This window comes from Pseudomonas sp. LBUM1641 (genome assembly GCF_059716235.1).
This window is the reverse complement of the sequence record NZ_CP166815.1, coordinates 5,385,742-5,407,035: the sequence shown is the minus strand read 5'-3', so window position 1 is coordinate 5,407,035 and position 21,294 is coordinate 5,385,742. Positions and strand designations below refer to the sequence as shown.

The window sequence follows — 21,294 nt, the reverse complement described above, 5'->3', positions numbered from 1 at the left end:
AGACTGACTCGGTCAAAATGTAGGAGCGGGCTTGCCTGCGATGGCATCAACTCGGTCTGTCAGGCGCACCGAGGTGATGCCATCGCAGGCAAGCCAGCTCCTACAGTGTCGCTTAAACCGCTACCGCCCGTGGCTCATTGCGGCGCAGTGCGCGAACCTTGTGCAGGGTGTCGGCGCAGGTGCGTGCCGCTTCCTGGCCTTTGTGCACGAAGTGCTCATAAAAGAACGTGTGGTGCTCGCTGCCCGCGTGGAAGTGGTGCGGAGTCAGGGATACCGAGAACACTGGCACTTCGGTTTCCAGCTGAACCTGCATCAGGCCGCTGACCACAGACTGGGCCACGAACTCGTGACGGTAGATGCCGCCGTCCACCACCAGGGCGGCCGCGACGATACCGGCATAACGGCCGGACTTGGCCAGCAGCTTGGCGTGCAGGGGCATTTCAAAGGCGCCGCCGACTTCGAAGAAATCGATGTCCGATTCCTGGTAGCCCTGGGCGATCATTTCGGCGAGGAAACCTTTACGGGATTGGTCGACAATATCCTTGTGCCAGCAGGCCTGGATAAACGCGACACGCTCGCCGTGATGGTTTTTGCTTTTGCTGTCGATTGCGGTGGGTTGCATGTTCTGACTCCTGTTTAAGAAAAAAACAGGGCGTTATGAATCGAATGGGATTTAAGGGTACGCACAGCTGGCTCATGGAAACATGACGTCAGCGCGGCCCTTAGGTGCCAATCCCGTTCTCTCTTCATCCGGACTATGACCGTCGGCCCCGGGATCACACCGGGTCTGCTGACCTTGTCGCCGTCCTGCCGAGGCAGTTCGAGGCGCCAAGCGCTCGCGGGCTATGCACATTGCGTGCAATTACCGCCGGTGGGGAATTACACCCCGCCCTGAGAACGTTGCCACCAGAACCCTGGCGGCGGAGAGTTTTTATCATGGTTTTTCAGAAACTGCACGGTTGGTTTATCGATAACCTATATCGGTTTGTTTGGTTGGTATTCGATTGTGCAAGCCCGGGGCTTGATATTCCGCGGGTTTGCCCGCAGTAATCGTTAACACAAGAAATGCCCCAATCCGCTAGAGGCTAGTTTGATGACCGTGATTGACCTGCGCAGCGACACAGTGACCCAGCCCACCCCAGGCATGCTCGACGCGATGGCGACTGCCGCCAGCGGTGACGATGTCTACGGTGAAGACCCGAGCGTCAATCGCCTGGAAGCCGAACTGGCCAAGCGCCTGGGTTTTGCCGCCGCGTTGTTCGTGCCCACCGGCACCATGAGCAACCTGCTGGCGTTGATGGCGCACTGCGAGCGTGGCGAGGAATACATCGTCGGTCAGCAGGCTCACACCTACAAATACGAAGGCGGCGGCGCGGCGGTTCTCGGCTCTATCCAGCCGCAACCCCTGGAAGTGCAGGCCGACGGTTCCCTGAACCTTGAGCACGTGCTGGCGGCGATCAAGCCGGACGACTTCCACTTCGCCCGCACCCGTTTGCTGGCGCTGGAAAACACCATGCAGGGCAAAGTATTGCCCCTTGAATACCTGGCGGCCGCGCGGGCGTTTACCCGGGAACACGGCCTGGCCTTGCACCTGGATGGCGCGCGGCTCTACAACGCGGCGGTCAAGCTGGGGGTGGATGCGCGGGAGATCGCCCAGCACTTCGATTCGGTGTCGGTGTGCCTGTCCAAAGGCCTGGGCGCCCCGATCGGCTCGGTGTTGTGCGGCTCCACGGCGTTGATCGCCAAGGCCCGCCGTTTGCGCAAAATGGTCGGTGGCGGCATGCGCCAGGCCGGCTCGCTGGCAGCGGCGGGGCTGTACGCCCTGGATCACCAGGTGCAGCGCCTGGCCGACGACCACGCCAACGCCCAATGGCTGGGGGATGAACTGCGCAAGGCGGGCTACACGGTGGAGCCGGTGCAGACCAACATGGTCTACGTGGATATCGGTGATCGGGCTGAGGCGTTGAAGGTGTTTGCTGCCGAGCGCGGGATCAAGTTGAGCGCCGCGTCGCGTCTGCGCATGGTCACTCATCTGGACGTCAGCCGGGCACAGATCGAGCAAGTGCTCGCGACATTTGTCGAGTTTTCCCGGAAATGACAGTGCAGACCGTCTAATTGACTGTTTCTATCACATAAACACGCTGTACCACGGGCAAAGGGCCGATATAATGCGGCCCTTTGCCGTCGCTCCGTCTGATGACGTTTAGCACTGGCCTTTGGCCGCAGCCTCCGTGGAATAACCTAATGAAAAGCGCAGAAATCCGTGAAGCCTTCCTTCGCTTCTTCGAAGAGCAAGGTCACACCCGTGTCGCCTCCAGCTCCTTGATCCCAGGCAATGACCCAACCCTGCTGTTCACTAACGCGGGGATGAACCAGTTCAAGGACTGCTTCCTGGGCCAGGAAAAGCGCGCCTACACCCGCGCCACCAGCAGCCAGAAGTGCGTACGCGCCGGCGGCAAGAACAGCGACCTGGAAAACGTGGGCTACACCGCCCGCCACCACACATTCTTCGAGATGCTGGGTAACTTCAGCTTCGGCGACTATTTCAAGAAAGATGCGATCACCTTCGCCTGGACCTTCCTGACCGGCGTGCTGAAGCTGCCGAAGGAAAAACTCTGGGTGACCGTCTACGCCACCGATGACGAAGCCTACGACATCTGGACCCAGCAAATCGGGGTGCCAGCCGAGCGCATGATTCGCATCGGCGACAACAAGGGCGCGCCTTACGCCTCCGACAACTTCTGGACCATGGGCGATACCGGCCCGTGCGGCCCTTGCACCGAGATTTTCTACGATCACGGCGCCGACATCTGGGGCGGCCCACCGGGCTCGCCGGAAGAAGATGGCGACCGCTACATCGAAATCTGGAACAACGTGTTCATGCAGTTCAACCGCACCGCCGATGGCGTGTTGCATCCGTTGCCAGCGCCGTCGGTGGACACCGGCATGGGCCTGGAGCGGATCAGTGCGGTGATGCAGCACGTTCACTCCAACTACGAGATCGACCTGTTCACCAACTTGCTGAGCGCTTCGGCCGCGGCCATTGGCTGTGCCAACGACAATCAGTCGTCGCTCAAGGTTGTATCGGACCACATCCGTTCCTGCGGTTTCCTGATCGCCGACGGTGTATTGCCGTCGAACGAAGGCCGTGGCTACGTGCTGCGCCGCATCATCCGTCGCGCCTGCCGCCACGGTAACAAGCTGGGCGCTACCGGCAGCTTCTTCTACAAGATCGTTGCCGCGCTGGTGGCTGAGATGGGCGAAGCCTTCCCGGAACTCAAGCAGCAGCAAGCCAACATCGAGCGCGTGCTCAAGGCTGAAGAAGAGCAGTTCTCCAAGACCCTGGAACACGGCCTGAAGATTCTCGAGCAGGATCTGGCTGAGCTCAAAGGCACCGTGGTGCCGGGCGACGTGGTGTTCAAGCTGTACGACACCTACGGTTTTCCGATGGACCTGACCGCCGACATCGCCCGCGAACGCGAGCTGACCATCGACGAAGCCGGGTTTGAGCGTGAGATGGAAGCCCAGCGTGTGCGTGCCCGTTCCGCCAGCTCCTTTGGCCTGGACTACAACACCCTGGTAAAGGTTGATGTAGCGACTTCGTTCATTGGTTATGAAGCCACCGTTGGCTCGGCCAAGATCGTGGCTATCTATAAGGACGGCAAGTCGGTCGACGTGCTGAACGAAGGTGACGAGGGCGTTGTAGTCCTGGATCAGACCCCGTTCTACGCTGAGTCCGGCGGCCAGGTCGGTGACTGCGGTTTCCTGAGCTCCACCTCCGGTCGCTTCGAAGTGCGCGACACCACCAAGACCGGCGGTGCTTTCCTGCACCACGGCGTGCTGGTGCTGGGTAACCTGACCGTCGGCGCGCCGGTGGACACTCAGGTGGATGCCGACGTACGGCATGCAACTGCTTTGAACCACTCGGCCACTCACTTGCTGCACGCCGCGTTGCGTCAGGTGTTGGGTGAGCATGTGCAGCAGAAGGGTTCGTTGGTGGATAGCCAGCGCCTGCGTTTTGACTTCAGTCATTTCGAGGCGATCAAGCCTGAGCAGTTGAAGGCCCTGGAAGACATCGTCAACGCCGAGATTCGCAAGAACACCCCGGTGGAAACCGAAGAAACCGACATCGAGACCGCCAAGAAAAAAGGCGCCATGGCGCTGTTTGGCGAGAAGTACGGCGACGAAGTGCGCGTACTGAGCATGGGCGGCAGCTTCTCGGTGGAGCTGTGTGGCGGTATCCACGCCAGCCGTACCGGCGACATCGGCCTGCTGAAAATCATCAGCGAAGGCGGTGTGGCTTCCGGCGTGCGTCGTATTGAAGCGATCACCGGCGCTGCGGCCCTGGCCTACCTCAATGCGGCAGAAGAACAACTCAAGGAAGCGGCCGGCCTGGTCAAGGGCAGCCGCGACAACCTGATCGACAAGCTCTCCGGCGTACTGGAGCGCAACCGTCAGCTGGAGAAACAGCTGGAGCAGTTGCAGGCCAAGGCGGCCAGCGCGGCGGGCGACGATCTGTCGGCTTCCGCCCTGGACGTCAAAGGTGTGAAAGTGCTGGCCGTGCGCCTGGACGGTCAGGACGGCAAGGCGCTGTTGGCCTTGGTCGATCAGTTGAAGAACAAGCTCGGCCGCGCAGTGATCCTGCTCGGCAGTGTCCATGAGGAGAAGGTCGTTCTGGTTGCCGGTGTAACCAAAGACCTGACTGGCCAACTCAAGGCCGGTGATTTGATGAAGCAAGCCGCCGCGGCAGTGGGCGGAAAGGGCGGTGGTCGTCCGGACATGGCGCAAGGCGGTGGTGTTGACGCCGGCGCCCTGGACGCGGCCCTGGCCCTGACCGTGCCGTTTGTCGAGGCAGGTATTTAAGACGCTGTTAATGGGCCCGTGGTCTAGTCGCGGGCTCAGTCAGTGCTGGTTGATTGAATAACAGGCGCCCCTTTACGGGCTGAGGCGGCTTAGAAATGGCTTTGATCGTACAGAAATTTGGAGGCACCTCGGTCGGCTCTGTCGAAAGAATCGAGCAGGTCGCCGACAAGGTTAAGAAATTCCGCGATGCCGGCGATGACCTGGTGGTGGTGCTGTCGGCCATGAGCGGCGAGACCAATCGCCTGATCGATCTGGCCAAGCAAATCAGTGGCGATCAGCAACCGGTTCCCCGTGAGCTGGACGTGATCATTTCCACCGGTGAGCAGGTGACCATCGCGTTGCTGGCCATGGCGCTGAACAAGCGTGGTGTGCCGGCGGTGTCCTACACTGGCAACCAGGTCCGCATTCTTACGGATAGCGCGCACACTAAAGCACGCATCCTGCAGATTGATGATCAGAAGATTCGCGCTGACCTGAAGGCCGGTCGTGTAGTGGTTGTCGCCGGTTTCCAGGGCGTCGACGAACACGGCAACATCACCACCTTGGGTCGTGGCGGTTCCGACACCACCGGCGTGGCCCTGGCGGCAGCCCTGAAAGCTGACGAGTGCCAGATCTACACCGATGTGGATGGCGTCTACACCACCGACCCGCGGGTTGTGCCCGTGGCTCAGCGCCTGGACAAGATCACCTTCGAAGAGATGCTGGAAATGGCCAGCCTCGGTTCCAAGGTGTTGCAGATCCGTGCCGTTGAGTTCGCCGGCAAGTACAACGTTCCGCTGCGCGTACTGCACAGCTTCAAGGAGGGTCCGGGCACCCTCATTACTATTGATGAAGAGGAATCCATGGAACAGCCGATCATTTCCGGTATCGCTTTCAACCGTGATGAAGCCAAGCTGACTATCCGTGGCGTGCCAGACACCCCGGGCGTGGCCTTCAAGATTCTGGGCCCTATCAGTGGCGCGAACATCGAAGTCGACATGATCGTGCAGAACGTTTCGCACGATAACACCACCGATTTCACCTTCACCGTGCATCGCAACGAGTACGATGCGGCGGAGCGGATCCTGCAGAACACCGCGAAGGAAATCGGCGCCCGTGAAGTGGTCGGCGATACCAAGATTGCCAAGGTGTCGATCGTGGGCGTGGGCATGCGTTCCCATGCGGGCGTTGCCAGCCGCATGTTCGAAGCCCTGGCCAAGGAAAGCATCAACATCCAGATGATCTCCACCTCGGAAATCAAGGTGTCGGTGGTGATCGAAGAGAAGTACCTGGAACTGGCTGTACGCGCACTGCATACCGCTTTTGAGCTGGACGCTCCGGCCCGACAGGGCGAGTGATGCGTTGCCAGGAAGGCGCGGTTATCCGCGCCTTTCATTTTTTTGTCGGGCGCGTGGTGAAGACCTGTTCTTTTACCTGGGCTCGACAATACTTAGGCAGGTAGGGCTATGACCATTGGTTGTAGGTCGAATGCCTTTTTTTTGCAGACTGTTGTTCCCGAAATGAAATGCGTGAGGAGAAAGGTATGCTGATTCTGACTCGTCGATGCGCAGAAAGCCTGATTATTGGTGATGGCGAAATCACCGTGACCGTGCTCGGCGTCAAAGGCAATCAAGTGCGTATTGGGGTTAACGCTCCGAAAGAGGTGGCTGTCCACCGCGAGGAAATCTACCTGCGGATCAAGAAAGAGAAGGACGAAGAACCAAGCCATTAATTTTTATCGTTTTTTATGTTTGCAAACGGGGATGAAGCTGGTTAATATACGCCCCGTGTTGCGGAGAGCTGGCCGAGTGGCCGAAGGCGCTCCCCTGCTAAGGGAGTACACCTCAAAAGGGTGTCGGGGGTTCGAATCCCCCGTTCTCCGCCATTATTTGCTTAGTACGTTGCAATCTGGTTTTTTCGCTAAGTTGTTGAAACTAAACGAAAAAATAGCTTTACATAGAGATTGAACGGCCTATAATGCGCGGCAACAAATGCACTCGTAGCTCAGCTGGATAGAGTACTCGGCTACGAACCGAGCGGTCACAGGTTCGAATCCTGTCGAGTGCACCATTTAAGAGTTAGTTGCAGCAATGCAGGTAACTTGGCTTCAACCAGTTGTGATCTGGTCTAAAAACACAATCTGCACTCGTAGCTCAGCTGGATAGAGTACTCGGCTACGAACCGAGCGGTCACAGGTTCGAATCCTGTCGAGTGCACCAAACAACAAAAAGCCCGCCTTGTGCGGGCTTTTTGCCGTCTGGGGTTTTTATTTCCCGCGACGTCTTTTTCTCCCGCCCATGTGTTTTCCTTTTGAGCTGCGTCGTCGCAGTTCATATGTGTGGCCAATGCTCAGCTTTGTGTCGCAAGCGCTTGTTCTTTCCAGTTTTTTGACGTTAAAAGCGGCCGCCCGGTGTATCATTGCGCCCGTCAGCCCCGCCGGGGCTTGTGGAACACCTCCATGGACTTACCCAGTAGTTACTCAGTACCCCGTTTTACCAATCATGAATTGACTGATTGATCCTTCCGGCGTGCCCTGCTGCTGGGAGTGGAGTTCGCCTATGACCGAAGTTGAAGTAAAGAAAACACAGGAAAGCCTGCAGGATCGCCTGGCTCAAGTCGTCGAGCTGCTGCAGCGCCAGCGCGTGGTCGAAGACCTGACGCATCGCCAGGAAGGCGCGAATCATGATCGGGTCGAGAACCTGGTCCACCGGCAAAACCTTGTCGAGCTGCAACGCAAGCTCGATGACCTGCACTCTGCCGACGTCGCCTACATCCTCGAAGCTTTGCCGCTTAATGACCGTCTGACCCTGTGGCAGTTGGTCAAGGCTGACCGCGACGGCGACATCCTCCTCGAAGTATCCGACTCGGTCCGTGAAACCCTGATCGCCGACATGGACGATCACGAGCTCCTGGCCGCCGCCAAGGACATGGATGCCGACGAACTCGCTGACCTGGCTTCCGAGCTGCCGCGAGACGTCGTCCATGAGCTGATGGAAACCCTCGACGCTCAACAGCGTGAGCGCGTGCGTTCGGCGTTGTCCTACGACGAGGAGCAGGTCGGCGCACTGATGGACTTCGAGATGGTCACCATCCGCGAAGACGTCAGCCTGGAAGTGGTTCTGCGTTACCTGCGCCGCCTCAAGGAGCTGCCAGGCCACACCGATAAACTGTTCGTGGTCGATAACGAAGGCATTCTCAAGGGCGTGCTGCCGATCAAGCGCCTGCTGGTCAATGACCCGGACAAGAAAGTCGCGGACGTCATGGCCAGTGATCCGGTGAGTTTCCATCCCGACGAAGACGCTTACGACGCCGCCCAGGCGTTCGAGCGTTATGACTTGATCTCGGCCCCGGTGGTCGACAAGAACGGCAAGCTGATCGGCCGTCTGACCATCGATGAAATGGTCGACCTGATTCGTGAGGAGAGCGAAAGCGAAGTCCTCAACATGGCCGGTCTGCGGGAAGAAGAAGATATTTTTGCGTCAGTCTGGAAGTCCCTGCGTAACCGCTGGGCCTGGCTGGCGGTCAATTTGATTACCGCGTTCATTGCATCAAGGGTTATTGGCCTGTTTGAAGGCTCCATCGAGAAGCTGGTGGCCCTGGCGGCGCTGATGCCGATCGTGGCCGGGATCGGCGGTAACTCGGGTAACCAGACCATCACCATGATCGTGCGTGCCATGGCGCTGGATCAGGTGGGTACCGGCCATGGTAAGCGTTTGATGCGCAAGGAGCTTGCGGTCGCGCTGATCAACGGCGTGGTGTGGGGTGGTGTCATTGGCATCGTGGCGTACCTGCTGTATGGCAGTTGGTCGCTCGGCGTGGTCATGACCGCGGCGATGACGCTTAACCTGCTGTTGGCGGCCTTGATGGGGGTTCTGATTCCTATGACCCTGGTACGCCTTGGGCGCGACCCGGCCATGGGCGCCAGTGTCATGATCACCGCCATGACTGACAGTGGGGGCTTCTTCATCTTCCTTGGCCTGGCAACCATCTTCCTGCTTTGATCCCTTCTATAGGTCAGGGGGCTTTTGCCCCCTGATCCTTTCTTTACCAAATCCCAGGCAAAAAAAAGCCAGCCCATGGCTGGCTTTCAGCTTTCGGTTGCCAATCAGTTGGCTTCTGCAGCTGCCTCAACGTCGTGAGCGATAAGCGAGACGAGAGCATTTTGCTGACGGTGGGAGAGCTGACGAAAACGCTGCAGCAGTTCGCGTTCGTGCAGTGACAGCTCGGGGCTGTCCAGGCGCATGCTCAGCTCGTCGCCCAGCGCACCTTCCTGAATCAGGCTTTGTTCCAGGCGTGCGATGATTTCGGAGTTCATGCTGCGGTGATGATTGCGAGCCACCTCGGCAATGCGTTCCCGCATTCCGTCTGGCAGACGTACGACGAACTTGTCAGCCGTACGGCTGGAATAAATTGCCTGTTTCAATGGGCGCATATATTTAACCGGTTAGTTCAGGGGAGCGGTTTTTGGAATTGGCCGCAAGATGCATGTTAGGACAAGGCTTGCTGCCAAATGTTCAACCTGAATTGCAAAGAGGCCGCATCATGCCTCAGATTTGCCAGTTCCTTGGCGTCAATTCCGTGACAAATATTGAACCGGCTACCGGCTTTATGCCAGTACTCATTTCAAAATTTGCGGACTGGTTGGAAAACTTTTCCACGGACGCACCCAAAAGTGTGTTGAGGCCGCAGGCCCTGGGCGCAAAAGGCTTTTCGGGCGCACATCCTATAGCAATATGGCCTTTTGCCCTTAACTTTAAGATTAGTGGCTAATTGCCAATTTACGAGGGCGGAGCGACATATGGTCAGTTGTTCGGACGGGTGAGCCTGAGGGTGGCTGCTATTTGCAAGAGGACGACGAGCGGAGGGATTCAGCGCAATACGGGGTCGAATTTGATGCGGCGACCAATGATGATTGCCAGTACCCACAGGCTGCCAAACACGCCGGCGGCAACGAATGAGACGGTCTGTACATCTTGCGACAATACGTTCAAGCCGAGGCCGGCGGCGGCCAGGGCCAGGGTTAGAAACAACCAGGCGGACTTGGTCATGGAATACTCCGGTAAGCGGTTCAGAAAACCCAGTGTTCAGTCGAAGGGGCGGCCTGAGTGCCCTGGGTCAGTTGCAGCGGTGATTGCATGTTCGGCTTCATGACTGCCAGCTGCGGGCGCTGCTGGAGGTGATGGGGAATCGCCTGGCTGACCTGCGCGGCATCATCAGCGGTTGTAGATTGAAAATGGAACATCACCAGCGCAGCCAGAGCAACGGTATTGAGGGCTAGTAGAATTGCGCTGTTCATGGGCATGTTCTCCGCAGATGGCTGGGCCGGACTGTATTTGTAGGATAAAGGATTGCAGGCGCCGTGCCAGTCTTTATTTGATAATAAATCCTTTAAAATCAAATAGTTATATATGTCCTATGTTGTCGTGATGTTGCAATTTGCAATGATGGCATTTTGGGGTAATGCATTTTGCACGACGGTTGCGAATTGCCCGCAATCATTGCCTGGAATGAGCCTTGGTGCCGCGGGCATAGGCCTACACTCAAAAAGCCCACGGACGACATGACAAAATTGACCTGCGCCGTTAACATGCACGCCGTCCGTCGCCGTGCTCTTGGCCGGCTGGCTGTCATTTGTCCCAGTAGCTCAATTGGATAGAGCATCCCCCTCCTAAGGGGAAGGTTGGCCGTTCGAACCGGCCCTGGGACACCACATAATCGTTCCTGCCCACGCGGCCAGAACTTCAGAAAGCCCCGATCAGATCTATCTGGCGGGGCTTTTTTGTGGCTGGGCCCCTGTGGTCGCCAGTCTTTTCAAACACCAACCGAACCTTGCCCGCGTTTGAGGTTCACACGGGAGGCAAGGGCGAAGCGGCGCAAGTATTCGTCGGCATCGTGTACCTCGCAGGTCACTGTCGAGCGTCTGACACGTAGCCAATTGGCATGAGCAAAATATTCCCCGGCAACCGCGTGTTTTGGCTGTCCGGACCCGACGACCCGGGACTATCATTCCGATAGCCCTGAACCCCATTGCAAGGAGCCGCTCGGAACGCCGATGCGCCAGATCTGGAAACCTTTTCGAGCCCTTTATTTTGCTTCCCTGATGATGCTGATCGGCTCCGGCCTGCTCAGTACTTACCTGGCCTTGCGCCTGGCGGCAGATCACGTCGACAGCCTGTGGGTGGGTGCGTTGATGGCCGCCAACTATTTTGGCCTGGTCTTGGGGGGCAAGATCGGTCACCGCCTGATTGGCCGCGTCGGGCATATCCGGGCCTACGCCACCTGTGCCGGGATCGTCGGCGCGGCAGTGTTGGGCCACGGGCTGATCAACTGGCTGCCAGCCTGGATTGTGCTGCGGATGATTGTCGGCCTGGGCATGATGTGCCAGTACATGGTCATCGAGAGCTGGCTTAACGAGCAGGCTGAAGCCAAGCAGCGCGGTGCGGTGTTCAGCGGCTATATGATTGCTTCGTACCTCGGCCTGGTGCTGGGCCAACTGATCCTTGTGATGCACCCTGAGTTGGGCCTTGAGTTGCTGATGCTGGTCGCGCTGTGTTTTGCGCTGTGCCTGGTGCCGGTGGCCATGACTCGCCGTATTCACCCGGCACCGCTGCATCCTGCGCCGATGGAGCCGCGCTTCTTTATCAAACGGGTGCCGCAATCCCTCAGTACGGTGTTGGGCGCCGGGCTGATCGTGGGTTCGTTCTACGGTTTGGCGCCGCTTTACGCGTCCCAGCAGGGGCTGACCACCGAGCAGGTCGGTCTGTTCATGGGTAGCTGTATTTTCGCCGGGCTGCTGGTGCAATGGCCGTTGGGCTGGTTGTCTGATCGGTATGACCGCGCGCTGTTGATTCGCTGCTTTGCCTTGTGCCTGGCGGTGGCTGCGTTGCCGTTGGCGATCATGACCCAAGTGCCGTTGGAAGTGCTGTTTGTTGCGGGCTTTCTCTGTTCCCTGGTGCAGTTCTGCCTGTACCCGCTGGCCGTGGCGTTTTCCAACGACCACGTCGAGGGCGATCGCCGGGTGTCGCTCACGGCGATGTTGCTGGTGACCTACGGTGTCGGTGCCAGTATCGGGCCGTTGTTGGCCGGTGTGGTGATGAAGCTGTTCGGCAGCCACATGCTGTATGCGTTTTTCAGCCTGTGTGCGTTGATCCTGGTTTGGCGCATTCGGCCCAAGGCAGTCACCAACCTGCATCAGGTGGACGATGCACCGCTGCATCACGTAGCGATGCCCGACAGCATGTCCAGCTCGCCGCTGGTGGCGTGCCTCGACCCGCGTGTGGATGAGCAGGTGGTGCAGGACCAGATGCAGACCGCCGTTCCGGACCCTGAGCCTGAAGTCGATCCTGAGGTGGAGGAGCCATCAACGGTCACCGAGCCCCCGGAGCATCCGGACCCGGATGAGCACCCCCACGACTTGAGCAGGGCGCGTCCCTGAAAACAAAAACGGGCAGTTCCCTTGAGGAGCTGCCCGTTTTTTTATCGCGACCCTTAGTGTTTAAAGATCATCGTCCTTGTCGAAGCGGCGCGCTTCACGCTGCAGTTGGTACACAAACCGCTCGACCTGACGCTGCACCAGCCCGCTCATGTTATGAAAGCGTACGCCGGCGAAGGTGGTGTTGATCCTTTCTTCGAAGTGCAGGTAACGCAGTTCCACCGAGGTGGTCATGCTGCCAAAGGGCAGGGCGGCGATGAAGCGGTCGTAGACCTGGCCCAGTTGCAGGCGCTCGGAGATGTCCCCTTCGAACCGCAATTTGCAGCCAGTGGCGGAAATGTCCAGCAGCTTGCCGCTGATGGGGGCCTTGAGTTTGTCGCCACCCAGCTCCACGCCGACCAGTTGCGCCAGCTTCAGGGCGGCGCGGAAGGCATTGCGACGCTGATGGTAAATCACTTCGTCGGGCATGCTGCCGCGGTAAATGCGGTGGCCGCCGGCTTCGTCGGTGGTCAGGGTGCCGTTGCTTTCCCAGGCCACCCGCACGCCATCGTGAAAACCTTCGATACGGAAAGCTTCGCCATTCTCTAGGTAGCGTTCGCCGTCCCGCGGGATCATTTCGTCGAGGGCCAGCGTCTGGCTGTCCCGGTCGATTTCCACCAGGTAGCTTTGAAAGCGCTGGTTGCGTTCGTGGAAGGTGATGATCAGCGGATCATGGCTCTCTTGCAGCATCCGCAAGGTGCCAGCGATTTCCAGCGGCGTGGTGAGTACCTTGGGTGGCTGCGGAGCATCTTCCGCGTTAGGGGCGTTGAACACGGTTCTTCCATCTCCAGACAAAATACGACTACACGCAAGTGCTTTCATTTTGCCAGCATGTGACACGCCTTGGATAGGGCGCGCTTAAGCTGGTTTCAGGCTTGGCTGCGGGTGCTTGGCTTGGCCAGGCGCGAGGTAGAGCCTTGAGCGTTGTAGAGGGCCGGAGGCTCGCCGCCGTGGAGGATACGCAACTGATTGGCGGTGGTGGCTTGCTGAAGCTGGATCGCCTGGCCGTTGAGAATGTTGGTTTCCTGGCACAGGGTCAGCAACTGGTTAAGTTCTTTGCTTTGGGCCAGCAACTGGTCGCCCACCGTGGAGTGGCTGGCGAGTTGCTCCAGGCCCTTGTGGTCGGCCGAGAGGCCCAGGCTGAGGAGAATCTGGCTGCGCTTCTTGCCGTGCTGTTCCAGCAGGACGATCAGCGACTGCTTGCGCGCCAGGATTTCTTCCAGCATGCGCATGTCCCGGCCGAACAGGGCCAGGGACTCTTCCCGAAGTAGCTCCAGCAACTGCTGTGCAGGAGGCAGGTCTTCAATGATCAGTTGTAGCAAGTTTTCGTCGTGCATGGCTGGCCTTGGGGTTTAAGCGTCCAAAAGCCTGGCGCAGGCCTTTGCCTAGCGCTCAGCTTCGAAGTTAAGCAGCTTGCTGGCTACACGGTTGCTGTCGACCTTATAGCTGCCATCCGCAATCGCCTGCTTCAATTCGGCCACGCGGGCTTTGTTGACAACCGGTTGATCGCTCAGCGAGTCAGTGACCTTCTGCAACTGTTGAGCCTCATTGCTCAGGTGTACCGATTCCCCGCTTTGGCTGGCACCGGCCTGTTCTGTCTTGGCAGGCAGAGGCTGGGACTTGGCTTCAACGCTGTCTTTGGCACCGTTGGTGCGCGAAGATCCGGGCGTTGGCAGGGCGTTATTCAAACGACTGAAATCGATGACCATGTTAAAAAACCTCTGGGTATTTGGACGCTTGCCATGTTTTCGGCCATACCCGGACAAACTTTAGGCTCGATTGACAATAAACCTATACGCGATACCGCTTTGCGCACAGTGTAGGAAAAGCCGGCGTCCGATGCCAGTGATCTATAAAGCCACCTCAACTTGCCCCGGTGCCGTCACCCGGGCCTTGATCACGCGGTTGGAGTTGAGGTTCTTCACGCGAATCTGCTCACTCATGCCGCCATTGGACAGGGCTTCCCCCGGCATTTTTACATTCAGGCCGCCGCTGCTGGCGGAGATCACCACCTGGTCACCTTTGCGCACCACTTCGGCCTGCTCAAGATGAACCAAGGTAATCACCTGGTCGGCAACCATTGGTCGGGTAAGTTTTTGCCCGAGCGCCTGGTCCAGGGACGTGAGATAGCCCTGATTGATTTGGCTGATGTCCCGTTCGCGCATCGCAACGTCCTCATAACCAATGATTCCGGTGCGTTTCAGCGGGCGGGTCACCACCACGACGTCGCGAAACAATTTGACCTGGGCCGGTACAAACACCGTCCAGGGCGAGGCGCCTTCGCAGCGCACCTTCACGGTCACGCGCCCGATGGGTTGGGCGGGGCTCTCCAGGGAGGCTGTCAATTCCTTGTCGCACATGGGCATGCGCAGGCGCGGATCCAACTGGTTGACCTGGATTTCATAGCGGCCCGGTGTCTGGGTCGTCGCCAGATAATCTTCTACAGTGAACTCAAGAAAGCCTTGAGTGACGCCGATAAGTAGATCAGGCAAGGTGACGTTATCGGCGCGGGCCGGCTGGCCCGTAGCCAAGGCAAGCAACGCCATCGAGGCGCAGAGTAATCTGCGGTACTGTGGGGATCGGGAGCGTCGGGAAACTGTCGTTTTGATGTCCATGGCCAATAAAAAAGCAAAGCTCGTGCCGTTTAGTGTTGGGTACGCGTCGTACCCCTAAGTTTTAGCGTAGGAGTCTGGGCATGGCCGGTGTAATGGATTCAGTAAACCAGCGCACACAGCTGGTGGGGCAGAATCGCCTGGAGTTGCTGCTGTTCCGTCTGGACGGCAAGCAGTTGTACGGGATTAACGTCTTCAAGGTTCGGGAAGTGCTGCAGTGTCCCAAGCTGACAATAATGCCCAAGTCCAGCCCGGTGGTTTGCGGTGTGGCCAATATTCGTGGCGCGACCATCCCGATTCTTGACCTGGCCATGGCCACCGGTTCGGCGGGTTTGCAGGACCGCGAGAGCCCGTTTGTGATCATCACCGAGTACAACACCAAGACCCAGGGTTTCCTGGTGCGCTCGGTGGAGCGCATCGTCAACATGAACTGGGAAGAGATCCATCCGCCGCCCAAGGGCACCGGCCGCGATCACTACCTCACGGCGGTGACGCGGGTCGACAACCAGTTGGTGGAAATCATCGACGTGGAGAAAATCCTCGCCGAAGTGGCCCCGACCTCGGAGGCGATTTCGGTGGGTGTGGTAGACGCCGAAACCGCGCACAAGGCGATCTCGCTGCGGGTGTTGACGGTGGATGACTCCTCGGTGGCGCGCAAACAGGTGTCCCGTTGCCTGCAGACGGTTGGCGTTGAAGTGGTGGCGCTCAATGACGGTCGCCAGGCCCTGGATTACCTGCGCAAGCTGGTGGACGAGGGCAAGAAGCCGGAAGAAGAATTCCTGATGATGATCTCCGACATCGAGATGCCGGAAATGGACGGCTACACCCTCACGGCCGAGATACGCAACGACCCACGCATGCAAAAATTACATATCATCCTGCATACTTCGTTGTCGGGTGTATTCAATCAGGCGATGGTCAAGAAGGTCGGTGCTGATGACTTCCTGGCCAAATTCCGCCCTGATGACCTGGCATCCCGGGTAGTCGACCGGATCAAGGCAGCAGATCACGGCTAGGGGCCTTTTCCCTGGCGGTCACACGATTTAAGAGGCGGTATCATTGTCTACGGGTAATTTGGATTTCGAACAGTTCCGGGTCTTCCTGGAAAAAGCCTGTGGCATATTGCTCGGTGAAAACAAGCAGTACCTGGTATCCAGCCGTCTCAACAAACTGATGGAGCAGCAGGGCATCAAGTCCCTCGGGGAGTTGGTGCAACGGATCCAGGGCCAGCCGCGCAGCGGGCTCAAGGAGATGGTGGTCGATGCCATGACCACCAACGAAACCTTGTGGTTTCGCGATACCTATCCGTTTGAAGTGCTCAAGAACAAGGTGCTGCCTGAGGCGATCAAGGCCGCACCGGGCCAGCGCCTGCGCATCTGGTCGGCCGCCTGTTCGTCGGGGCAGGAACCGTATTCGATTTCGATGTCCATCGATGAGTTCGAGCGGACCAACATGGGCCAGTTGAAGGCCGGGGCGCAAATTGTGGCCACGGATTTGTCCGGCACCATGCTCACCAACTGCAAGACCGGTGAGTACGACAGCCTGGCACTGGGGCGCGGGTTGTCTCCGGAGCGCTTGCAGCGTTTCTTCGATCCTAAAGGCGCGGGGCGTTGGGCGGTCAAGGCGCCGATCAAGAGCCGGGTCGAGTTTCGCTCGTTCAACCTGCTGGACAGCTACGCCAGCCTGGGCAAGTTCGACATGGTGTTCTGCCGCAATGTGTTGATCTACTTCTCGGCCGAGGTGAAGAAAGACATTCTGTTGCGTATCCACGGCACCCTCAAGCGCGGTGGTTATCTGTTCCTTGGCGCTTCCGAGGCGCTGAACGGTTTGCCGGATCATTACCAGATGGTGCAGTGCAGTCCTGGGATCATTTACCAGGCCAAGTGATGAATGCTTGAACAAAAAAGGGAGGCCTGCACAGGCCTCCCTTTTTTTATGGCCGCAAAGCGGCAAACCCTCATTTGCCGCTTTACTGGCGTTTCGCGGAAACCCTTTGCCGCTTTTCTGGCATTGCCGCCGGCAATTGCCCCGCAAACCCTTGTAATACGGCCCTCAAAAGAATTGGCATGCCGATTGCTATAACCCTGTTACGAAAAGCAGGTCAGCCCCTAAAGGTTTCCGCCATGAGCATCAGCTTCGATAAAGCGCTCGGTATCCACGAACAAGCCCTGGGCTTCCGCGCCCAGCGTGCCGAAGTCCTGGCTAACAACATCGCCAACGCCGACACCCCGAACTACAAGGCTCGGGACCTGGACTTCTCTGCCGTGCTCGCCGCACAGCAAGACAAGACCAAGAACGGCACCTTCGGCCTGAACATGACCAACAGCCGTCATATCGAAGCGCAAGGCCTGGGCAATGGTGACGAGTCGCTGCTGTATCGCACGCCGATGCAACCGTCGATCGACCAGAACACCGTGGACGCTCAACTGGAGCAATCGGCCTACGCCGAGAACTCGGTGAACTTCCAGGCCAGCTTCACCCTGCTCAACAGCAAATTCAAAGGGCTGATGTCAGCCCTGCGTGGAGAATAAGCCATGTCCCTCGCCAGTGTTTTCAATATTGCCGGTAGTGGCATGAGCGCCCAGACCACGCGCCTCAACACCGTCGCCAGTAACATCGCCAACGCCGAGACCGTGTCTTCGAGCATTGACCAGACCTACCGTGCCCGGCACCCGGTGTTCGCCACCATGTTCCAGGGCGGTCAAGGCGGCCAGAGCGGTAGCGGCGATTCGCTGTTCCAGAACCAGGATGCCGCAGGCCAGGGCGTGCAGGTGCTTGGTGTAGTCGAAGACCAAAGCAATCTCGAAGCCCGCTACGAGCCGAACCACCCTGCCGCGAACGAAAAAGGGTACGTGTACTACCCCAACGTCAACGTGGTCGAGGAAATGGCAGACATGATTTCCGCCAGCCGCTCGTTCCAGACCAACGCGGAAATGATGAACACCGCCAAAACCATGATGCAGAAGGTCCTGACCCTGGGTCAGTGATAAGGGGCGCCAAATAATGGCCATTGTTGATACCAGTTCGACGAACACGGCGGTCCAGGACCTTTTCAATTCCAAGGTCAAGACTGCGACAGATAACAGCAGCGTCGGCGACGCGGCCAAGTCGGCGACGGGTAACCAGTCGTTGGGCAAGGACGCGTTCCTGCAACTGCTGGTCACCCAGCTGAAAAACCAGAACCCGCTGTCGCCCCAGGACAACGGCGCGTTCGTGGCACAGCTGGCGCAGTTCAGCAGCCTGGAAGGCATCAACACCCTGAACGACTCGGTGAATGCGATTTCCAGCAACTTCAGCTCCTCGCAGGCACTGCAGGCTTCGTCGCTGGTGGGTCGCTCGGTGATCACCCAGACCGACAAGTCCATGGTCGACACCAGCAAGAGCATGACCGGCTCCGTGGCAGTGACGGCGGCGACGGGCAACGTCTCGGTCAAGATTACCGACAAGGACGGCAACGTCGTTCGCACCCTCGACATGGGTGCCCAGAGCGCCGGCAATTCCAGCTTTGTCTGGGACGGCAAGAACGATGCGGGCGAGACGGCACCGGCCGGCACCTACACCTTCAATGCCACCACCAAGAATGACAAGGGCGACTCGGTTGCCTTGCTCACCTCGCTGCCGGCAACGGTGACCAGCGTGACCCTGAGCCAGACCGGCGGCGAAATGCTGCTCAACCTGGCGGGCGGCATGGGCAGCATCAAGCTGTCGCAAATTCAGACTATCGGTACATAGAGCCGGCTAGATACGGCAAAAGGAGAGAACAATGTCTTTTAATATCGGCCTTAGCGGCCTCTATGCGGCCAACAAACAACTGGACGTGACCGGTAACAACATCGCCAACGTCGCGACCACCGGCTTCAAGTCGTCCCGTGCCGAATTCTCGGATATCTACGCGGCGTCCAAGCTGGGCACCGGCCAGAACAGCATCGGCAACGGTGTGAACCTGGCAGCAGTGTCCCAGCAGTTCACCCAGGGTGACGTCAACAACAGTGGCGGCACGCTGGACATGGCGATCCAGGGCGGCGGCTTCTTCGTGCAGAAAGGCAGCGACGGTTCGCTGGAGTACACCCGTAACGGTGCCTTCCGTGCCGACAAGGACGGCTACATCACCAACAACACCGGCACCTCACGCCTGCAAGGCTACGCGGCGGACGCCGATGGCAACATCCAGAAGGGCGGCTTGACCGACCTTCAGCTCAACCTGTCGTACCTGCCGCCGAAGGCTTCGAGCAAGGTGGACTCCACCAGTAACCTGAATTCGTCCTCGCCGGTGATCGACCAGACCAAGACCCCGTTTGATCCGACCAAGTCGGAGACCTTCACCACTCAATACTCCACCACGCTCTACGATACGCAGGGCAACTCGCATCCGATGGTGCAGTACCTGGTGAAGACAGACTCCAACACCTGGAAGTCCTACACCCTGATCGATGGGCGCAACCCTGACGGTTCGCCGATCAGTGGCACCGGTGCTGACGTGAAGGCGCCTGTTGCCTCGACGCTGTCGTTTGATACCGCCGGCAAGCTCTCGGGCATCATCACCCCGCCAGCCACCGCTTCGAACACCACCCTGACCATTTCCGACTGGAAGCCGGGCGCCCTGGTCAATGGTGTCTGGACGCCTAACGGCGCGGCCGCCAATACAGACGGCGTGGCCGTCAACATGGCGAACATCACCCAGTTCAACTCGGCTACCTACCGCAACCCGCCAACCACCGACGGTTACGCCACCGGTCAAATTACCGGGCTGAAAATCGACGGCAGCGGCGTACTGTTCGCTACTTTCAGCAACCAGCAGAGCAAGGCCATCGGCCAGATCTCCCTGGCCAGCTTCAACAACGAGCAGGGCCTGCAGCCAGCCGGCGGCACCACCTGGAAAGAAACCTTCGCGTCGGGCCAGCCGGGTTTTGATACCCCGCAAGTCGGTACCCTGGGTTCGATCGTGGCCAACTCCCTGGAGAACTCCAACGTCAACCTGACCAACGAGCTGGTGGACCTGATCAAGGCCCAGAGCAACTATCAGGCGAACGCCAAGACCATCTCCACCCAGAGCACCATCATGCAGACCATCATCCAGATGACCTGATGCTGTCGCTTTAAGCCGCAACACTGGAAAAGCCCCTCGGTCGAGGGGCTTTTTTTTGCCTGCCGATTGTCCCGGGCTGTCATGGGATGACATGGTTTTGGCGGAACGGCCTACGGCTGTTTTTCCACCCACGAAGCCAAGAAGGCTGAGGTCAACGGGTGGAGAGCAGGCTATGGCGAGTGTGTCGGTTTCAGGTGGTGTCATCGGGGGCGTGAGTTTTTCAGGTGGGGGTATTGCGAAGCCAGATCGGTCGGACGATGAAGAAAACAAGGGTGTCTCTAACGAGGAAACGGTCAAAAAGCTGCTCACAGCGTTGGATGACGCCGAGAAAACGTCCAAGGGCCAGCTCGCGCAAGATCTGCGAGACAAGCTCAACGAAGTGCGCGGGGAGATCGGTGACGAGAAATTCAGGGAAATCCTCAACAAGCTGATTGAAGAGGCTTCCGGGCAGTGGCTTGAGTTTCTCAAACAACTGCTGAAGATGTTGTTTCCGGACTCGGACGACACGCCACCATCCCCTGCGCCAGCTCCTGCACCGGCACCATCGCCATCGCCATCGCCAGGGGGTGGCGGCGGCGGTGGGGGCGGGGCTAACAGAAATGATTTTGGCCCCAGCGAGCCCATGAGCAACAAGCCGCTGACCGAAGGTTCAAGGCATTTCAACTACAAGCCCGACAACAGCAATCCTGGAAAGACACCGGACAATATCTGGAGTGGCTTCAGCCAGGGCCCTGATGGCAACTGCGTCACCGTTTCCGCGATAAAGGGGGCGATGATGCGGTACGGTCAGAAACCCACGGACGTTTTCAAGGAGGTGAAAGAGACGGGGGATGGTTATCACGTGAAAATGCGGGACGGCTTCGAGCTTGATTTGTCCAAGGACGAACTCAAGCAGGCCGCCGCGTATGCACAGTTTAAAGGCGATGATCCCGCGATGATGACCGATGCAAACTTCATGTTTGCCGCGAGTGCCAAGCGTGCGCAGATGGAAGGAAATGGTCTGGACGACAGGCCGGGTGATGCGCAACGAAGTTTTGCCCATGCGATGCAGAGCTTGAACAACGGCGAAATGCCACACGAGGCGCTGGATCGCCTTGGGCTGAAGGGGCTCTACAGGAACTCCTCAAGCAGTGAACTGGCGAGCGGCAAGCTGGGTGTCGTGGCCTATGATCGTCATTCAATGGCGGTGATTGGTGGGCAAGTCGAGTTGTGGGGCCGGCGGGGCGGCTCGCCAAAGCAGGGTATTGCGTACGCGTTCCTCTAGGGCGTTAAACGAAAAAACC

At 58.5% G+C, this 21,294-nt stretch carries 22 protein-coding genes, 4 tRNA genes and 1 riboswitch; of the genes, 18 read left to right on the top strand and 8 right to left on the bottom strand.

From position 1 onward, the window contains the following. Nucleotides 1-112: 112 nt before the first annotated feature. The gene (locus ACA046_RS24815) at nt 113-622 is read right to left on the bottom strand and encodes a 6,7-dimethyl-8-ribityllumazine synthase (RefSeq protein WP_076015023.1); all 510 of its coding nucleotides are present in this window, start codon (nt 620-622) and stop codon (nt 113-115) included. A gap of 111 nt (nt 623-733) precedes the next feature. Then, nucleotides 734-903, bottom strand: a riboswitch (FMN riboswitch). A 190-nt stretch (nt 904-1,093) separates the two neighbouring features. Here ACA046_RS24815 and ltaE point away from each other — a divergent pair. The 8 genes from ltaE (at nt 1,094) to mgtE (ending at nt 8,843) form a co-directional block, all read left to right on the top strand. Further along, nucleotides 1,094-2,098: a low-specificity L-threonine aldolase gene (ltaE, locus tag ACA046_RS24810; protein ID WP_459023102.1), complete on the top strand. Its 1,005-nt coding sequence runs from the start codon at nt 1,094-1,096 to the stop codon at nt 2,096-2,098. Between the two features lie 146 nt (nt 2,099-2,244). After that, entirely contained in the window at nt 2,245-4,863 is a 2,619-nt protein-coding gene (alaS, locus tag ACA046_RS24805; protein ID WP_167663715.1) for an alanine--tRNA ligase, read from the top strand. Between the two features lie 95 nt (nt 4,864-4,958). Next, complete coding sequence (locus tag ACA046_RS24800; RefSeq protein WP_076015026.1) at nt 4,959-6,200, top strand: aspartate kinase; 1,242 nt, start codon at nt 4,959-4,961, stop codon at nt 6,198-6,200. A 185-nt stretch (nt 6,201-6,385) separates the two neighbouring features. Further along, on the top strand, nt 6,386-6,574 hold the full coding sequence (csrA, locus tag ACA046_RS24795; protein ID WP_002554426.1) for a carbon storage regulator CsrA: 189 nt from the start codon (nt 6,386-6,388) through the stop codon (nt 6,572-6,574). Between the two features lie 62 nt (nt 6,575-6,636). Next, nucleotides 6,637-6,727, top strand: a tRNA-Ser gene (locus ACA046_RS24790). A 108-nt stretch (nt 6,728-6,835) separates the two neighbouring features. Next, a tRNA-Arg gene (locus tag ACA046_RS24785) sits at nt 6,836-6,912 on the top strand. A 72-nt stretch (nt 6,913-6,984) separates the two neighbouring features. Then, nucleotides 6,985-7,061: transfer RNA gene (locus ACA046_RS24780), tRNA-Arg, on the top strand. Between the two features lie 339 nt (nt 7,062-7,400). Continuing rightward, nucleotides 7,401-8,843 (top strand): magnesium transporter, encoded by a 1,443-nt coding sequence (gene mgtE, locus ACA046_RS24775; RefSeq protein ID WP_076015027.1) that lies wholly within the window; start codon nt 7,401-7,403, stop codon nt 8,841-8,843. 104 nt (nt 8,844-8,947) lie between these two features. Here the strand turns inward: mgtE and ACA046_RS24770 are convergent, their stop codons facing one another. Further along, nucleotides 8,948-9,274: an Arc family DNA-binding protein gene (locus ACA046_RS24770; RefSeq protein ID WP_003175643.1), complete on the bottom strand. Its 327-nt coding sequence runs from the start codon at nt 9,272-9,274 to the stop codon at nt 8,948-8,950. Between the two features lie 32 nt (nt 9,275-9,306). Here ACA046_RS24770 and ACA046_RS24765 point away from each other — a divergent pair, with 32 nt between their 5' ends. Further along, nucleotides 9,307-9,612, top strand: coding sequence for a hypothetical protein (locus ACA046_RS24765; RefSeq protein ID WP_497675163.1), 306 nt, complete (start codon nt 9,307-9,309; stop codon nt 9,610-9,612). A 98-nt stretch (nt 9,613-9,710) separates the two neighbouring features. Here ACA046_RS24765 and ACA046_RS24760 read toward each other — a convergent pair whose 3' ends face one another. Continuing rightward, nucleotides 9,711-9,890, bottom strand: a complete 180-nt coding sequence (locus tag ACA046_RS24760) for a PA3371 family protein (RefSeq protein ID WP_318301830.1) — start codon at nt 9,888-9,890, stop codon at nt 9,711-9,713. 20 nt (nt 9,891-9,910) lie between these two features. After that, a complete protein-coding gene (locus tag ACA046_RS24755) occupies nt 9,911-10,138 on the bottom strand; it encodes a hypothetical protein (protein WP_459023095.1) in 228 nt (75 codons plus the stop codon). A 337-nt stretch (nt 10,139-10,475) separates the two neighbouring features. Between ACA046_RS24755 and ACA046_RS24750 the strand changes: the two genes are divergently transcribed. Both ACA046_RS24750 and ACA046_RS24745 read left to right on the top strand, forming a co-directional pair. After that, nucleotides 10,476-10,552 (top strand) — tRNA-Arg (locus ACA046_RS24750). 342 nt (nt 10,553-10,894) lie between these two features. After that, nucleotides 10,895-12,277: an MFS transporter gene (locus tag ACA046_RS24745; RefSeq protein ID WP_459023093.1), complete on the top strand. Its 1,383-nt coding sequence runs from the start codon at nt 10,895-10,897 to the stop codon at nt 12,275-12,277. Between the two features lie 60 nt (nt 12,278-12,337). On the opposite strand, the gene ACA046_RS24740 is transcribed toward ACA046_RS24745, so the two are convergent. The 4 genes from ACA046_RS24740 to flgA all read right to left on the bottom strand — a co-directional run bounded on the left by ACA046_RS24740 (nt 12,338) and on the right by flgA (nt 14,928). After that, entirely contained in the window at nt 12,338-13,087 is a 750-nt protein-coding gene (locus ACA046_RS24740) for a flagellar brake protein (RefSeq protein ID WP_076015032.1), read from the bottom strand. Between the two features lie 95 nt (nt 13,088-13,182). Further along, on the bottom strand, nt 13,183-13,650 hold the full coding sequence (gene flgN / locus ACA046_RS24735; protein ID WP_076015033.1) for a flagellar protein FlgN: 468 nt from the start codon (nt 13,648-13,650) through the stop codon (nt 13,183-13,185). A 48-nt stretch (nt 13,651-13,698) separates the two neighbouring features. Next, nucleotides 13,699-14,022, bottom strand: coding sequence for a flagellar biosynthesis anti-sigma factor FlgM (gene flgM, locus ACA046_RS24730; protein ID WP_003214254.1), 324 nt, complete (start codon nt 14,020-14,022; stop codon nt 13,699-13,701). A 141-nt stretch (nt 14,023-14,163) separates the two neighbouring features. Then, nucleotides 14,164-14,928 (bottom strand): flagellar basal body P-ring formation chaperone FlgA, encoded by a 765-nt coding sequence (gene flgA, locus ACA046_RS24725; RefSeq protein WP_459023088.1) that lies wholly within the window; start codon nt 14,926-14,928, stop codon nt 14,164-14,166. Nucleotides 14,929-15,008: 80 nt separating this feature from the next. Here flgA and ACA046_RS24720 point away from each other — a divergent pair, with 80 nt between their 5' ends. From ACA046_RS24720 to ACA046_RS24690, 7 genes are all read left to right on the top strand, one after another. Further along, nucleotides 15,009-15,941, top strand: a complete 933-nt coding sequence (locus tag ACA046_RS24720) for a chemotaxis protein CheV (RefSeq protein WP_003214250.1) — start codon at nt 15,009-15,011, stop codon at nt 15,939-15,941. A gap of 43 nt (nt 15,942-15,984) precedes the next feature. Continuing rightward, complete coding sequence (gene cheR, locus ACA046_RS24715; RefSeq protein WP_010165768.1) at nt 15,985-16,812, top strand: protein-glutamate O-methyltransferase CheR; 828 nt, start codon at nt 15,985-15,987, stop codon at nt 16,810-16,812. A gap of 236 nt (nt 16,813-17,048) precedes the next feature. Next, a complete protein-coding gene (gene flgB, locus ACA046_RS24710) occupies nt 17,049-17,456 on the top strand; it encodes a flagellar basal body rod protein FlgB (protein WP_497675162.1) in 408 nt (135 codons plus the stop codon). Between the two features lie 3 nt (nt 17,457-17,459). Continuing rightward, nucleotides 17,460-17,912 carry a flagellar basal body rod protein FlgC gene (gene flgC, locus ACA046_RS24705; RefSeq protein ID WP_003214244.1) on the top strand — a complete coding sequence of 151 codons (453 nt, stop codon included), beginning with the start codon at nt 17,460-17,462 and terminating at the stop codon, nt 17,910-17,912. Nucleotides 17,913-17,928: 16 nt separating this feature from the next. Continuing rightward, nucleotides 17,929-18,657, top strand: a complete 729-nt coding sequence (gene flgD / locus ACA046_RS24700) for a flagellar hook assembly protein FlgD (protein ID WP_076015035.1) — start codon at nt 17,929-17,931, stop codon at nt 18,655-18,657. A 31-nt stretch (nt 18,658-18,688) separates the two neighbouring features. Beyond that, nucleotides 18,689-20,011 (top strand): flagellar hook protein FlgE, encoded by a 1,323-nt coding sequence (gene flgE / locus ACA046_RS24695; RefSeq protein WP_459023085.1) that lies wholly within the window; start codon nt 18,689-18,691, stop codon nt 20,009-20,011. A 172-nt stretch (nt 20,012-20,183) separates the two neighbouring features. Beyond that, on the top strand, nt 20,184-21,275 hold the full coding sequence (locus tag ACA046_RS24690) for a hypothetical protein (RefSeq protein ID WP_497675161.1): 1,092 nt from the start codon (nt 20,184-20,186) through the stop codon (nt 21,273-21,275). Nucleotides 21,276-21,294: the final 19 nt, after the last annotated feature.

Coding starts and splice junctions, on each gene's coding strand:
- ACA046_RS24815 (WP_076015023.1), bottom strand. CDS start 622: ATGCAACCCACCGCAATCGACAGCAAAAGCAAAAACCATCACGGCGAG.
- ltaE (WP_459023102.1), top strand. CDS start 1,094: ATGACCGTGATTGACCTGCGCAGCGACACAGTGACCCAGCCCACCCCA.
- alaS (WP_167663715.1), top strand. CDS start 2,245: ATGAAAAGCGCAGAAATCCGTGAAGCCTTCCTTCGCTTCTTCGAAGAG.
- ACA046_RS24800 (WP_076015026.1), top strand. CDS start 4,959: ATGGCTTTGATCGTACAGAAATTTGGAGGCACCTCGGTCGGCTCTGTC.
- csrA (WP_002554426.1), top strand. CDS start 6,386: ATGCTGATTCTGACTCGTCGATGCGCAGAAAGCCTGATTATTGGTGAT.
- mgtE (WP_076015027.1), top strand. CDS start 7,401: ATGACCGAAGTTGAAGTAAAGAAAACACAGGAAAGCCTGCAGGATCGC.
- ACA046_RS24770 (WP_003175643.1), bottom strand. CDS start 9,274: ATGCGCCCATTGAAACAGGCAATTTATTCCAGCCGTACGGCTGACAAG.
- ACA046_RS24760 (WP_318301830.1), bottom strand. CDS start 9,890: ATGACCAAGTCCGCCTGGTTGTTTCTAACCCTGGCCCTGGCCGCCGCC.
- ACA046_RS24755 (WP_459023095.1), bottom strand. CDS start 10,138: ATGAACAGCGCAATTCTACTAGCCCTCAATACCGTTGCTCTGGCTGCG.
- ACA046_RS24745 (WP_459023093.1), top strand. CDS start 10,895: ATGCGCCAGATCTGGAAACCTTTTCGAGCCCTTTATTTTGCTTCCCTG.
- flgN (WP_076015033.1), bottom strand. CDS start 13,650: ATGCACGACGAAAACTTGCTACAACTGATCATTGAAGACCTGCCTCCT.
- flgM (WP_003214254.1), bottom strand. CDS start 14,022: ATGGTCATCGATTTCAGTCGTTTGAATAACGCCCTGCCAACGCCCGGA.
- flgA (WP_459023088.1), bottom strand. CDS start 14,928: ATGGACATCAAAACGACAGTTTCCCGACGCTCCCGATCCCCACAGTAC.
- ACA046_RS24720 (WP_003214250.1), top strand. CDS start 15,009: ATGGCCGGTGTAATGGATTCAGTAAACCAGCGCACACAGCTGGTGGGG.
- flgB (WP_497675162.1), top strand. CDS start 17,049: ATGAGCATCAGCTTCGATAAAGCGCTCGGTATCCACGAACAAGCCCTG.
- flgC (WP_003214244.1), top strand. CDS start 17,460: ATGTCCCTCGCCAGTGTTTTCAATATTGCCGGTAGTGGCATGAGCGCC.
- flgD (WP_076015035.1), top strand. CDS start 17,929: ATGGCCATTGTTGATACCAGTTCGACGAACACGGCGGTCCAGGACCTT.
- flgE (WP_459023085.1), top strand. CDS start 18,689: ATGTCTTTTAATATCGGCCTTAGCGGCCTCTATGCGGCCAACAAACAA.
- ACA046_RS24690 (WP_497675161.1), top strand. CDS start 20,184: ATGGCGAGTGTGTCGGTTTCAGGTGGTGTCATCGGGGGCGTGAGTTTT.